Source organism: Caulobacter sp. GW822-FHT07D08 (genome assembly GCF_058798735.1).
The window spans coordinates 64,071-76,973 of the sequence record NZ_JBXAKU010000016.1 but is presented as its reverse complement, the minus strand read 5'-3'; the positions used below and the strand labels follow the sequence as shown (position 1 = coordinate 76,973).

Annotated in this window: 15 protein-coding genes and 1 pseudogene; 6 read left to right on the top strand and 10 right to left on the bottom strand. The window is 68.9% G+C overall.

From position 1 onward, the window contains the following. Nucleotides 1–2: 2 nt before the first annotated feature. On the top strand, nucleotides 3–1,982 hold the full coding sequence (locus AC1RJ9_RS22700; protein ID WP_492840203.1) for an OPT family oligopeptide transporter: 1,980 nt from the start codon (nucleotides 3–5) through the stop codon (nucleotides 1,980–1,982). An 8-nt stretch (nucleotides 1,983–1,990) separates the two neighbouring features. Then, nucleotides 1,991–2,638, top strand: coding sequence for a glutathione S-transferase family protein (locus AC1RJ9_RS22695; protein WP_492840205.1), 648 nt, complete (start codon nucleotides 1,991–1,993; stop codon nucleotides 2,636–2,638). A 7-nt stretch (nucleotides 2,639–2,645) separates the two neighbouring features. On the opposite strand, the gene AC1RJ9_RS22690 is transcribed toward AC1RJ9_RS22695, so the two are convergent. Further along, nucleotides 2,646–3,329: a GNAT family N-acetyltransferase gene (locus AC1RJ9_RS22690; protein WP_492840207.1), complete on the bottom strand. Its 684-nt coding sequence runs from the start codon at nucleotides 3,327–3,329 to the stop codon at nucleotides 2,646–2,648. An 8-nt stretch (nucleotides 3,330–3,337) separates the two neighbouring features. Continuing rightward, on the bottom strand, nucleotides 3,338–3,952 hold the full coding sequence (locus AC1RJ9_RS22685; protein WP_492840208.1) for a TetR/AcrR family transcriptional regulator: 615 nt from the start codon (nucleotides 3,950–3,952) through the stop codon (nucleotides 3,338–3,340). Between the two features lie 76 nt (nucleotides 3,953–4,028). Between AC1RJ9_RS22685 and AC1RJ9_RS22680 the strand changes: the two genes are divergently transcribed. After that, a complete protein-coding gene (locus tag AC1RJ9_RS22680; RefSeq protein WP_492840210.1) occupies nucleotides 4,029–5,312 on the top strand; it encodes an MFS transporter in 1,284 nt (427 codons plus the stop codon). Nucleotides 5,313–5,334: 22 nt separating this feature from the next. Here the strand turns inward: AC1RJ9_RS22680 and AC1RJ9_RS22675 are convergent, their stop codons facing one another. Together AC1RJ9_RS22675 and AC1RJ9_RS22670 are read right to left on the bottom strand one after the other, a co-directional pair. After that, a complete protein-coding gene (locus AC1RJ9_RS22675; RefSeq protein ID WP_099576144.1) occupies nucleotides 5,335–5,541 on the bottom strand; it encodes a DUF3126 family protein in 207 nt (68 codons plus the stop codon). A 15-nt stretch (nucleotides 5,542–5,556) separates the two neighbouring features. Next, the gene (locus AC1RJ9_RS22670) at nucleotides 5,557–6,522 is read right to left on the bottom strand and encodes a LysR substrate-binding domain-containing protein (protein WP_492840212.1); all 966 of its coding nucleotides are present in this window, start codon (nucleotides 6,520–6,522) and stop codon (nucleotides 5,557–5,559) included. Nucleotides 6,523–6,595: 73 nt separating this feature from the next. Here AC1RJ9_RS22670 and AC1RJ9_RS22665 point away from each other — a divergent pair, with 73 nt between their 5' ends. Next, nucleotides 6,596–6,757: a hypothetical protein gene (locus tag AC1RJ9_RS22665; protein ID WP_492840214.1), complete on the top strand. Its 162-nt coding sequence runs from the start codon at nucleotides 6,596–6,598 to the stop codon at nucleotides 6,755–6,757. A gap of 137 nt (nucleotides 6,758–6,894) precedes the next feature. On the opposite strand, the gene AC1RJ9_RS22660 is transcribed toward AC1RJ9_RS22665, so the two are convergent. From AC1RJ9_RS22660 to AC1RJ9_RS22650, 3 genes and pseudogenes are all read right to left on the bottom strand, one after another. After that, nucleotides 6,895–7,671, bottom strand: a complete 777-nt coding sequence (locus AC1RJ9_RS22660; RefSeq protein WP_492840216.1) for a glutaminyl-peptide cyclotransferase — start codon at nucleotides 7,669–7,671, stop codon at nucleotides 6,895–6,897. Between the two features lie 14 nt (nucleotides 7,672–7,685). After that, a complete protein-coding gene (gene cysE, locus AC1RJ9_RS22655) occupies nucleotides 7,686–8,519 on the bottom strand; it encodes a serine O-acetyltransferase (protein ID WP_492840217.1) in 834 nt (277 codons plus the stop codon). A gap of 76 nt (nucleotides 8,520–8,595) precedes the next feature. Beyond that, nucleotides 8,596–9,274 (bottom strand): annotated as a pseudogene (locus tag AC1RJ9_RS22650) (NUDIX domain-containing protein). A 4-nt stretch (nucleotides 9,275–9,278) separates the two neighbouring features. On the opposite strand from AC1RJ9_RS22650, the gene AC1RJ9_RS22645 reads away from it, so the two are divergent. Beyond that, complete coding sequence (locus AC1RJ9_RS22645) at nucleotides 9,279–9,896, top strand: nitroreductase family protein (protein WP_492840219.1); 618 nt, start codon at nucleotides 9,279–9,281, stop codon at nucleotides 9,894–9,896. A 36-nt stretch (nucleotides 9,897–9,932) separates the two neighbouring features. Then, a complete protein-coding gene (locus AC1RJ9_RS22640) occupies nucleotides 9,933–10,223 on the top strand; it encodes a hypothetical protein (protein ID WP_492840221.1) in 291 nt (96 codons plus the stop codon). Here the strand turns inward: AC1RJ9_RS22640 and AC1RJ9_RS22635 are convergent. The 3 genes from AC1RJ9_RS22635 to queF all read right to left on the bottom strand — a co-directional run bounded on the left by AC1RJ9_RS22635 (nucleotide 10,220) and on the right by queF (nucleotide 12,817). Then, the gene (locus tag AC1RJ9_RS22635; protein WP_492840223.1) at nucleotides 10,220–10,978 is read right to left on the bottom strand and encodes a LytR/AlgR family response regulator transcription factor; all 759 of its coding nucleotides are present in this window, start codon (nucleotides 10,976–10,978) and stop codon (nucleotides 10,220–10,222) included. The genes AC1RJ9_RS22640 and AC1RJ9_RS22635 overlap by 4 nt on opposite strands. Then, nucleotides 10,978–12,108, bottom strand: coding sequence for a sensor histidine kinase (locus AC1RJ9_RS22630; RefSeq protein ID WP_492840225.1), 1,131 nt, complete (start codon nucleotides 12,106–12,108; stop codon nucleotides 10,978–10,980). The genes AC1RJ9_RS22635 and AC1RJ9_RS22630 overlap by 1 nt, the downstream gene beginning before the upstream one ends. A 253-nt stretch (nucleotides 12,109–12,361) precedes the next feature. After that, nucleotides 12,362–12,817 (bottom strand): preQ(1) synthase, encoded by a 456-nt coding sequence (queF, locus tag AC1RJ9_RS22625; RefSeq protein ID WP_492840227.1) that lies wholly within the window; start codon nucleotides 12,815–12,817, stop codon nucleotides 12,362–12,364. Nucleotides 12,818–12,903: the final 86 nt, after the last annotated feature.

Here is a 12,903-nt window from a genome sequence, read left to right as displayed (position 1 = left end):
TCATGGCCGACCCCGTAGCGCCGCGCTCAGAATTGACCCTTAGAGGGATCCTGCTTGGCGTCGCCATCACCCTCGTCTTCACCGCCGCCCAGGTCTATCTGGGCCTCAAGGTCGGCCTGACCTTCGCCACCTCGATCCCCGCCGCCGTCATTTCGATGGCCCTGCTGCGGGCGTTCAAGACGGCGACCATCCAGGAAAACAACATCGTTCAGACGATCGCTTCGGCGGCGGGCACGCTGTCGTCGGTGATCTTCGTGCTGCCGGGCCTGCTGATGATCGGCTGGTGGGCGCACGTTCCGTTCCTGCCCACCTTCGGCGCCTGCGCCGTCGGCGGCATCCTGGGCGTGATGTACACCATCCCCCTGCGCCGGGCCCTGGTCACCAACTCCAACCTCCCCTACCCCGAAGGCGTCGCCGCCGCCGAGGTGCTGAAGGTCGGCACCGGCTCGCGTGAAGGCGCCGCCGAGGGCAAGGCCGGCCTGGTCGCCGTCGCCCTGGGCACCCTGGCCTCGGCCGCCTTCGGCGCCCTGGCCGCCGCCAAGATCTTCGCCGCCGAAGTGGCCGGCTACTTCAAGGCCGGGGCCGGCGCGACGGGCATCGGCGCCTCCAGTTCGCTGGCCCTGATGGGCGCGGGCCACCTGATGGGCATCACCGTCGGCATCGCGATGTTCGCCGGTCTCGCCATCGCCTGGGGCGTGCTGGTCCCGATCATGACCACGCTCCACCAGATCCCCGGCGCCGACCCGGCCACCCACGCCCTGACCGTCTGGAAGACCGAGGTCCGCTTCATGGGCGCTGGCGTCATCGGCGCGGCCGCCATCTGGACCCTCGGCAAGCTGGCCGGCCCGATCTGGAGCGGCCTGGTCTCGGCCCTGGACGCCGCCAAGGCCCGCAAGGCCGGCGGCGCCGTGCCGCGCCAGGAGCAGGACATCCCGATCACCATCGTCGGCCTGGTCTCGCTGCTGTTGCTGGCCCCGGCCGGCTGGTTCCTGGCCCACTTCCTGGTCGGCGGCCCGATCGCTCACCTGACGGTCCCGCTGGTCGCCATCGGCGTCGGCTATGTCCTGATCGCCGGCCTGCTGGCCGCCGCCGTCTGCGGCTACATGGCCGGCCTGATCGGCTCCTCCAACAGCCCGGTCTCGGGCATCGCCATCCTGACCGTGCTGGGCGCCTCGCTGATGGTCGGCGCGGTCGGCCGCGGCCTCATCGGCCCGGACGTCACCAAGGCCCTGGTCGCCTTCGCCCTCTATGTCACCACCGTCGTCCTGGCCGTGGCCGTGGTCGCCAACGACAACCTGCAGGACCTGAAGACCGGCCAGCTGGTCGACGCCACCCCGTGGAAGCAGCAGGTCGGCCTGATCATCGGCGTCATCTCCGGCGCCATAGTGATCCCGTTCGTGCTGGAGCTGCTGAACCTGTCGAACGGCTTCGCCGGCGCCCCGAACCTGAACGCCATCGCCAACGACCCTCTGGCCGCGCCCCAGGCCACCCTGATCTCGACCCTGGCCAAGGGCGTTCTGGGCGGCGACCTGAACTGGAGTCTGCTGGGGATCGGCGCCCTGATCGGCCTGGCCCTGGTCGCCATCGACGAGACCCTGCGCAAGACCTCGGCCGGCCGCTACAGCCTGCCGGCCCTGGGCGTGGGCCTGGCCATCTACCTGCCGAGCTCGGTCACCGCCCCCGTGGTGGTAGGCGCCCTCGTCGGCTGGGTCTACGACAAGCTGGTCGACAAGGACGCCACCGGCGAGGCCGCCAAGCGTCTCGGCGTGCTGGTCGCCTCGGGCTTCATCGTCGGCGAGAGCCTGTTCAACGTCGCCCTGGCCGGCCTGATCGTCGGCTCCGGCAAGGGCGAGCCCCTGGCCCTGCCGTTCGCGCCGTCCGAGCACATCGGCATGATCCTGTCCCTGATCGCCGCGGCGATCGTGGTGTTCGGGCTCTACAACTGGGCGCGCGGCGCGGCCAAGAAGACGGCCGAGGCCTGAGGCCGGAGATGTTGAAGGTCTGGGGCCGCCGTTCCTCCTTCAACGTCCAGAAAGTGCTGTGGCTCGTGGGGGAGCTTGATCTTCCCCACGAGCACGTTCCCGCCGGCGGCGACCACGGCGGACTCGACGACCCCGACTTTCTGGCGCTGAACCCGCACGGACGGGTCCCGGTCATCGACGACGGCGGCGTGGTCGTCTGGGAGTCCCACGCCATCCTCCGCTATCTCGCCGCCCAGCATGGCGGCCCCGCCTGGTGGCCCGAGGCCCCCGCCGACCGCGCCGAGGCCGACGGCTGGATGGACTGGACCCAGACCGCCCTGCAGCGCGACTTCCTGACCGGCGTATTCTGGGGTTGGTACCGGACGCCGGAAGCTCAACGGGACAACCGCGCCGTCGAAGCCGCTCTCGCCGCCTGCGCCCGCCACTTCCAACTGCTGGACAAGGTGCTGGCCGATCGACCGTTCCTGGGCGGCGATGCGCCGGGGCTGGCCGACATCCCGGCCGGCACGCACCTCTACCGCTACTGCGAACTCGAGATCGAACGGCCGAAGACGCCGAACGTCGAGGCCTGGTACGCGCGGCTGCGCGATCGCCCCGCCTATCGCGAGGCCGTCATGATCCCATTCGGCGAGATGAAGGGCCGGCTGGCCTACTAAGCGCGGCCTAATCCGCCGCCAGGATCGTGAACATCACCTCGGCCCGCCCACGATAACCCAGCGACTCATAGAGCCCGATCGCCGTGGCGTTACTGGCGTAGCTGTGCAGGAAGGCCTTCTCCCCCGTCGCCAGGATCGTGGCCGTCACCTCGCGCAGCAGTCGGGCGGCGTAGCCCTTGCCGCGATGGTCGGGATGGACGCAGACGCCGCTGGCCTCGGTATAGCCGTCAGGCCGCATCCGCTGGCCGGCCATGGCGACCAGATGGCCGTCGACCCGCACGCCGATGAAGTCGCCCAGCTGATGGGTGCGCGAGAAGAACGGGCCGGGTTTGGTCAGGGTGGCCAGGGCCAGCATCTCGGCGGCGTCGGCGTCGCCCAGCGGCAGCATGTCGAAGGCGACGTCCCATGCCGGCGCGACGGTCTCGGCGACCATCTGCAGGCACAGCGAACTGGAGACGATCTGTGTCCCAGGCGGGGCCGGCGGCGTGGTCGGCTCGATCAGGCCGACGGTCCCCATCTCCCGGACCAGCGCGCCCAGATCGACCGCGCTCTGCGGGCTGTCGTCCAGCGTCCCGGCGAACAGGCCGAAATCCGGATGCATTCGTACGGCGCCGCCACGCCGGACCGCCAGATGGCTCTGGCGCCCCGTCAGGGTGGAGATAGCGGGGCGGTCGAGAACGTGAGCGGTCATGCGTCCATTCAAGCGGGACAATAGGCGGCGATCAACGCCTTGACGGCGCCGACCACGGCCTTGGCCGGCTTGTCGTCCCCATCGAACATCTGGCTGGAGGTGAAGACGCCCTCGATCAGCAGCATCATGGCGTCGCCCAGGGCCTTGGGATCGGACGCGCCCATCTCGGCCGCCTTGGCCCGGAGACGATCACGCAGCTCCTGCTTGTGGACCTGCGACACCTGGCGGCCCGCGTGCTCACGGTGGGGGTATTCGACCACGGCGTTGGACAGGTTGCAGCCGCGATAGTCGTCGCCGCCCGAGCGGTCGGCCAGCACCTGGAAGTAGGCGATCATCTGGGCCTTGGGGTCGTTCGGATGCAGCGCCTCGGCCGCCTCGAACCGTTCCCAGAAGCCGACCTCGACCTCGCGCAGCACGGCGGCGACCAGCTCATCCTTGGACTTGTAGCTACGATAGAGGCTGGGTTTGGTCACGCCCGCCTTGGTGACGATCTCGTCGACCCCGACCGCGCGGATGCCCTCGCGATAGAACAGCTCACGCGCCGTGTCGAAGATGCGTTCGGCGGCGCGCGGCGTAGGACCATAGGGCCCTTTGAGAATTTCTTCGGGTGTTCGATCTGACATGATGCTTGACGATGTTACTTACCGGTACGTATGTAACCGAACAACCCCGTACCGATCGGTTACATAGAGACGACGCATGACGACCGCCAGCCGCCTGACGCGCCAACGCCCGTTCGGCCAGAACTACGCCTTCGTGGTCGCCGGGGCGATCTTCCTGGCCCTTTTGGCCGCCGCCGGCCTGCGCGCCGCGCCGGGCGTGCTGATCCTGCCGCTGGAGAAGGCCTTCGGCTGGGATCGCGGCTCCATCTCCCTGGCCGCCGGCGTCGGCATCTTCCTCTACGGCCTCACGGGCCCCTTCGCGGCGGCGCTGATGCAGTCGTTCGGCCTGCGCAAGACCGTGACCCTGGCCTTGCTGCTGATGGCGGCCTCGACTGGGCTCTCGGCCTTCATGACCGCCTCATGGCAGTACGTGGCGACCTGGGGCGTGCTGGCGGGGTTCGGCAGCGGCGCGGTGGCCATGGTGTTGGGGGCGACGGTGGTGAACCGCTGGTTCGTCGCCCGGCGCGGCCTGATGCTGGGCCTGCTGACCGCCTCGACCGCCACCGGCTCATTGATCTTTCTACCGGGCATGGCGCTGATCGCCGACCATGGCGGCTGGAAGCCGGTCGTGGTCACCGTCGCCATCGTCTGCCTGGTCCTGGCCCCGCTGGTCTGGCTGCTGATCCCCGAGCGCCCCGCCGATGTCGGCCTTAAACCCTATGGCGCGCCGGACGACTACGAGGCCCCCGCCCCGCTGAACGGCGCCAACGCCCTGGCCTACGCCTTCCAGGCCCTGGGCCGCGCGGCCAGGACCCGGACCTTCTGGCTGCTGTTCCTGGGCTTCTTCATCTGCGGCCTGACCACCAACGGCCTGGTCGGCGTGCACATGATCGCCTTCTGCGGCGACCGGGGCATGCCCGAGGTCAAGGCCGCGGGCCTCTTGGCGCTGATGGGCTTGTTCGACCTCTTCGGCACGACGGCGTCGGGCTGGCTGACCGACCGCTATGACAGCCGCAAGCTGCTGTTCATCTACTACGTGCTGCGCGGGCTCTCGCTGATCCACCTGCCGTTCTCGGACTTCTCGGTGATCAGCCTGTCGGCGTTCGCGGTGTTCTACGGCCTCGACTGGATCGCCACCGTGCCGCCGACCGTACGCCTGGCCACCCAGGCCTTTGGCGAGCGCGACGGCCCGATCGTGTTTGGCTGGATCGCGGCGGGCCACCAGTTGGGCGCGGCCACGGCGGCCATCGGCGCGGGCATGATCCGCGCCAGCCAGGGCCAGTATGTCGAGGCCTTCATCATCGCCGGCGCGGCGGGCCTCGTCGCCGGCGTGGCCTCGCTGATGATCCGCCGCGCGGTCCCCAAGCCAGCTCTGGCCTGAGGCGCGCAGCGATCAGAGAGGGTTAGTCCAGGTCTTCGGCCAGGATGGCCATTTCGAACATGAACGAGCCGTCCTCGTCCTCGTCCTGGAAGAGCACGCCGATGAATTCGCCAGCGACTTCGACCTCGGCCGAGTCCTTCTGCTTGGGGCGCGGCTTCACGGCGATGTGCGGGTTGCCGAAGGTGCGCTTCAGGTGCTTTTCGAGCTTGGCGATGTCGTTGGCGTCCACGGGGGGCCTCTTGTTCTAGCTATGCGCCCGGGAGCGCGTTGTCGGGGCGAAACTAGCGTCCGGGGCGTGGGGCGCAAGCGCTTCCGGCGGATGAGGTGTGGACGCTCCTTCGGCCAGCAGCCAGTCGCGAAAAAGGACGGCCTCTTCGGTGGCTCCGTCGGGCGGCGTGACGGCCACGATCTTGGCCCGGCCGGGCGCGAAACCGAGCGGCGCCACGAGGCGTCCGCTGGCCAGGTCGCGCTGCACGAAGGCCCACGGCCCGATGGCCACGCCCATGCCGGCGGCGGCGGCTTCCAGCATGTAGAAATAGTGATCGAACTCCTGCTCGCTAACGGGCGGCGGCAGGTCGACGACCTCGAAATTGCGCGCCCAGTCCGACCAGCTTTCTGGGAAGGTGCGGGTCAACAGGCGCGGCAGGGCGCAGACCTGCCCCAGGGTCATCGGCGTTTGGGCCAGTTCTGGAGCCATCACCGGCCCATGGAAGTGCTCCATGAACGGCGTCGCCACCGAGTCGTAGGTCACCACCGTGTCGGGCGAGCGCATGCGGATGGCCAGGTCGATCCCGTCGGCCTTGAAGTCGAACGGCCCGTTGGACTCCGCCACCCGCACCGGGATGTCCGGATGCGCCGCCTGGAAGCCCGGCAGGCGCGGGATGAGCCACTTCATGGCGAAGGTCGGCAGGCAGGAGACGACCAGCGGCCTGGGGCCCGCAGGGATCGGGCGCGGCACGGCCGCCTCGATCTGGTCGAAGGCCGGCGACAGGGCCTGGGCCAGCTTCAGCCCAGCCTCGGTCATACGGAGGCGGGTGCGCGGGCCTTCGGTCAGGGCGACGCCCAGATGCTCTTCCAGTTGGCGAATCTGCCGACTGACCGCGCCATGGGTCACGCACAGCTCGGCGGCGGCCAGGGTCATGCGCCCATGTCGGCCGAACGCCTCGAAGGCGCGCAGGGCGTTCAGGGAGGGCAGCTGTCGGCGAGCCATGTGATTAAACCTCACAGAAGGCCGACCGATAAGTCGTTATTCGAAGCCGCGCAACCGATGGATAGTCGCGCGCATGCCCGCCGCCGCTCCGCAACGCATCACCCTGCCCCAGGTCCTGGCCCTGATGGCGATCTGGACCGCCGTGATCTACGGCGTCACAGCCAAGCGGCCGCCGGACACAGAGCAAATCTCACTGAAGAAGCCCGCCCCCATCGCCTGCGCCAGGCAGGGCTGATCCGCGAAATCAGGGTCCAGATAAGGGTTGGGCCCCGGCGCGTTACGCTGCCGGGGCCCAGGTCCGCCCACTAGGTCGGGGGGGCGTAGAGGGGCGGACGTGAGATAAACGCCAGCCCCTGAACGTGGTTCCGCCAGCTACTTCATCGGTGCGAGTTTTATTTCGTAGAGCTTGGGCCACAGCTTGCCGGTGACGAACAGGCGGTCGCCGACGGCGTCATAGGCGATGCCGTTCAGCACGTCGTCCTGGGTCCCGGTGACGCCGGCTTCCTTCAGCAGGCCCGCCAACTCGATCCAGCCGACGACGTTGCCGGTCTTGATGTCGATGCGGGCGATGCGGGTGGTCTGCCAGACATTGGCCAACAGCTCGCCCTTGACCCATTCCAGCTCGTTGAGATTGCGCACCGGCACGCCGCGGTCGGTGATCTCGATGCGGCCGGTCTCCTTCAGGGTGTCGGGATCCAGGAAGCGGATGAACGAGGTGCCGTCGCTCATCATGATCCGCTTGTCGTCGCGGGTCAGGGCCCAGCCCTCGCCCGGATAGCTGAACTCGCCGATCCGTTCGAAGCTGTCGATGTCGTAGATGATCCCGATCTCGTCGGTCCAGGTCAGCGCGTAGAGCCGGTTCTTCCAGTCGACGACGCCCTCGCCGAAATAGCGGCTGTCGACGATGCGCTCCTGCTCGGAAACGCCGGTCTCCAGGTTCCACTTGCGGATGAACGACCGGCCCTTCAGGCCCGTGCTCTCGAAGATGAAGCCATCGCGATAGAACAGGCCCTCGGTGAAGGCGGCGGTGTCGTGCGGATAGGCCTTCACGACGGTATAGCCGCCGACCGGCGCGGTCGCGGCCAGGGCGCTGGTCACGAGCACGGAAGACAGGATCAGCCCACTCAGGCCGCGAAGCAAAGCGCCCATGGGCATCCGCGCGATCAGATGTCGGAGCCGTTGTAGACGGTCTCGGCCAGGGTGTGGTCCATGGTCCGGGCCGGTTCCTCGCAGGTCGGGCAGTTGACCAGGCGCGCGGGTACGCCCGCCGCCGTGCAGTGAGCGGGCACGGCCCGCAGCACCACCGAGCCCGAGGCGATCTTGGCGTAGTCGCCGACGGTGATGTTGCCCAGCACCTTGGCCCCCGCGCCCAGCAGGACGCCGTTGCCGATCTTGGGGTGGCGATCACCGCGATCGGCGCCCGTGCCGCCCAGGGTCACGCCGTGCAGCATCGAGACATCGTCGCCGACCACCGCGGTCTCGCCGATGACGATGCCGGTGCCGTGGTCGATGAACACGCCCTTGCCGATCCTGGCGGCGGGATTGATGTCGACCTGGAAGACTTCGCTGGACCGGCTCTGCAGATAGAAGGCCAGGGTCTCGCGGCCCTCGGTCCACAGCCAGTGCGACACGCGGTGAGTCTGCAGGGCCAGGAAGCCCTTGAAGAACAGGAACGGCTGGACATAGCCCTTGCAGGCGGGATCGCGCTCGAACACCGCCTTCAGGTCGGCCTCCGCCGCCTCGACGATCGAGGGATCGCTCTTGAACGCCTCGGCGGCGAACTCGCGCGCCGTCATCGCCCGCATCTCCTGGTCGCCCAGCTTCCGCGCCAGCTGAAAGGTCAGGGCGTCGGCCAGATTGTCGTGGCTGAGGATCACCGCGTTCAACAGCGAGGCCAGGGCCGGCTCGGCCTTGGCGGCATGTTCGGCCTGGTTGCGCAGGGCGATCCAGACGGGGGTTTCCGTCTCCGGCGTCACGACTTCCAGAGGCTTAGCCATCGGGCTCTCCCTTCCCTCACGGCGGATACATAGAGCATCTTGATAAAAAATGCTCCACCGACGCGACGAGCGCCGGCTATTCCAGGATGAGAGCCGCCAACTCGGCCGGCAGTTCCCCTCGGACGGCCATATGGTGCGTCCGCAGCAGTAACGCCACCGTAATTGCGTCGGGCATGTGGCCGGCGGTCGCGGCGTCCAGCGCTTCTCGGAACGGCACGCGGGCGACGGCCAGGTCCTCGGTCTCGTCCGGCGCCGCCTCGGTGGGCGACAGATCCATGGCCAGAAAGCCGTGGCAGATCTCGTCGGTGACCGAGTTGGAGAGCTCCATCCGGAGGATCTGGCGCCAGTCGGCCGCCCGCAGGCCCACCTCCTCGGCCAGTTCGCGCTTGGCGCCGTCCAGCGGATCCTCGTCCAGCGGCGCGCCGCCTTCGGGCAGCTCCCAGCTGTAATTGGCCAGCGAGAAGCGGTTCTGCCCGACCAGGGTCACCGTGCCGTCCGCGTGCAGCGGCACGACGCCGATCGCCCGGTTCTTGAACCCGACCTTGCCGTAGAGGGCCGACCGTCCCGTCGGGGCGATGGCCCGGTATTCGGTCAGGGTGATCCACGGGTTGTCGTACACGACTTGACGGGACGAGACGCCCCAGGGCTTTCCGTGCGGCTTCAGCCAGGCGGGCTTTTCGGACATGGCGGCTCACGCGACTTGTGGCGGCCGCGCCGCGGCCATAGTTGATCGGCTTATATCGCTTCGGAGAGATCGTCTTGGCCGCTTCCGTTCCCCCTGCCCCTGAATTCGCCGAGACGCTGCCGATCGAGGCCTCGCCCGAAGTCGTCGCCTTCCTGGCCAAGCGCCGCTCGGCCTCGGCCATGAGCCTGGCCGCCCCGGGACCGGACGACGCCCAATTGGCCGACCTGCTGCGCATCGCCGCCCGCGTGCCCGACCACGGCAAGCTGGCCCCCTGGCGGTTCGTGATCCTGAAAGGCGCGGCCAAGGACGCCTTCGCCGAGCAGATCACTCAGTTGGCCGACAGCCAGGCCAATCCGGCCAAGGCCAACGCGGCTCTGCGCAAGCTGACCCGCCCGCCCGTCGCGGTGGCCGTGATCTCGCGCTTCATTCCGGGCGAGATCCCCGAGTGGGAGCAGCGCCAGAGCGCCTCGGCGGTTTGTCATCAGTTGCTGTTGGCCGCGTCGGCCCTAGGCTGGGGCGCCAACTGGATCACCGACTGGTACAGCTACGACCCGCGCGCCACGGCGATCCTCGGCTTGGCCGAGGGCGAGCAGGTCGCCGGCTACCTCTATCTGGGCACGTCGACCGAGCAGCCGCAGGAGCGCGTGCGCCCCGACGTGGCGGCGATCACCACGGAATGGAGCCCTAGCTAGGCTCGCCGCGTTCCTTCAGCACAACGAGGACACCCCATGGCCAAGCATAAAGACCCCTGGACGAGCCTGGCCTTCGATTCCTGGTCTCTGGGGCTGGAAGCCTCGACCGTGATCGGCCTGCGCATGATGAAGCTCGCCGCCGGCGGGGCGGCGGCCCAGTCCGAAGCCCAGTTGATGGTCGGCGAGAAGGTCGCGACTAGCATGACCTTGCCGATGCTGGCCATGACCGGCCAACTGGGCGCCTCCGGGCCGGCGATCGCGGCGGGTTCTCTGGCCCATCTGCGCAAGAAGGTGCGGGCCAACCGGCGGCGCTTGGCCAAGGGCTAGGCCTCGACCACCAGGCCCAATCGCGCCTGCACGACCTTCACATAGGTCGGCCCCACCGGCACGGCGACACCGTCCCGCAGCACCAACGCGATCAGGCCCTTGCCGAGGCGGTTGACCGCCTCGACCCGGTCGGGGCTGACGAAGGCCGAGCGGTGGACGCGGATCATCTTGTTGGGGTCCAGCCCCTGCTCAAGGGCGCTCATGGTGATGCGGTGAATGTGACTGCGCGTGGCGGTGTGCAGCAGGACGTAATCCTTGGCCGCCTCGATCCAGTCGATCTCGCTGACCGCCACGCGGACATGGCCGTGGCGGGTGGCCACCCAGATGCCGTCGAGGTCGTTTTCCCGAGCCGGCGCGGTCGCCGCCTCGGCCTGTTCGAAGACCTTCTGCAAGGTGCGGCGGCGGCGAGCCCGCTCGACGGCCTGGCGCAGGCGGTCGAAGCGCACGGGCTTGAGCAGATAGTCGGCGGCCTCCACCGCGAAAGCATCGGCGGCATAGACCTCGAAAGCGGTGACGAAGACGATCTCGGGCCTGTGCTCGGCTGGCAGCTCCGAGGCCAGGGCCAGGCCGCTCAGCTCGGGCATCTGGATATCGAGCATCACGAGATCGGGCGACAGGTCGCCGATGGCTTGCGCCGCCTCGCGACCATTGCGGGCCACGCCGACCAGCTCTGTATCGGGGATCTGATCGAACAGGGCCGTCAGCCGTTCCAGGGCGGCGGGTTCGTCGTCGACCAGCAGGACCTTCAGTCGCATCAGGCCGCCCTCGCCTGGGTTTCCAGCGTCATCGGGATGCGGATCAGCACCAGGAAGCCACGCTCTCGCGGGGCCGCCTGCAAGACGCCGCGCGCGCCGTACAGCACCTCCAGCCGCTGGCGGACATTGGTCAGGCCCACGCCCATGCCGCCCGCCGCCTGGGCTCCAACAGGATTTGGCGCCTCCCCGTCGTCCTCGATGATCACCACCAGGTCATCGCCGTCACGGGAGGCTTCGAGGCGGATCGTCACGGGCCGGCTGGTCGGGGCGACGCCATGCTTGACCGCGTTCTCGATCAGCGGCTGCAGCACGAAGCTGGGGACCAGCGCTCCGCGCAGATCGTTGGGGCACGAAAACTCGACGCCCAGCCGGTCGCGGAAGCGAACGCTCTCGATCTCCAGATAGGCCTGCAGGGTGGCCAGTTCGTCCTCGAGCGGGATGATCGCCTGGGGATCGGCCGCCAGGGTCAGGCGCAGAAACTCGGCCAGGCGGGCCAGCATCGACTCGGCCTCGTCGTTGCGGCCGGTGATCACCGAGGCCGAGACGGCGTTCAGGGTGTTGAACAGGAAATGCGGATTGAGCTGGTAGCGTAAGGCCGCCAGCCGCGCGGCGCTAGCCTGGGCCTCGGCGGCCAGGGCCTGGGCGCGGGCGTCGGCCAGCTGCCGCTCGCGCTCGTGGGTGACGCGCAGGGCGATCATCATCAGGTACAGCGCGCCCAGCAAGGCGAACATCCAGGCGGCCATCAGGAACTGGCTGGCCGCGCGGGCCGCGATGGCCCGCCCCGTCGGATGGGCGCCGTCCAGCATGGCGCGCACGGGGCCGCCGACGACCATGTCGAACACGGCGATGACCGCGGCGAGGCAGAGCACGGTCGGGACCAGGGCGGCGAACCGGATCGCTCCGTCCTCGCGCGTCGTCAGTCCCGCGCGCCGATAGACCAGGATCGACAGCAGCAGCCCCAGGGCTGCGAACAGGACATAGCTGGCCGTCACCCCGGCCAACGGCGGCTTGCCCGCGGCCAGGGACGGCAGGCTGAACAGCAGCATGTCCAGTCCCCAGACGCCCAGGGTCAGGATCGCGGCCTGCCGCGACAGAGGGGAAGATCTTGAGCCGGCGTCCGGAGCGGTCATGCCTTCCAGTTTAGCCGAAGGCGCAGAAAGCGCAGCCCGCGTCCGGCGCACCGGCGCCCGCTTTCGTCGCTCCGCCGCCCGCTCACGCGGCCCGGTCGCACGAGACCCGACAGCGCTTCTCCGCTGGGCGATGAAGGCGCGACCGCCTCGGCCAGGCGCCCCCTGGCCAAATCCCTCAGACAGGTGAACCCCGTCCGGGGCGGTTGCTCCAAAACCCCCTGTCGCCGCGCCTCAAAGGTGCGGCGACGCCTTTTCAGCCTCGGCCGCGATACGGGGCAACGCCCTGGTCGGGGACCCACAGGCCTTCCGGCGCCGGGCCGGTCTGCCAGAAGACGTCGATCGGGATGCCGCCGCGCGGATACCAGTAACCGCCGATGCGCAGCCAGCGCGGCTGGGCGACCTCGACGATCTTGCGGGCGACCTTGACGGTGCAGTCCTCGTGGAACGAGCCGTGGTTGCGGAAGCTGGTCAGATAGAGCTTCAGCGACTTGCTCTCGATCAGCCAGTCGCCCGGCGCATAGTCGATCACCAGGTGGGCGAAGTCGGGCTGGCCGGTGACGGGACACAGCGAGGTGAATTCCGGCGCGACGAAGCGGGCCAGATACAGCACGTCGTGCTGCGGATTGGGCACGCGCTCGAGGGTGGCGGCTTCGGGGCTGTCGGGCGCATCGACGACGCGGCCCAGCTGGGTGACGTTGAGATCGGTCATCGCCGCGATTTAGGCTTCCCAAGCTTGCGAGACAAGCCGCGCCCCCCTCGCTACAACGTCGCAAACAACTGTTCGGGAGAGAGAAC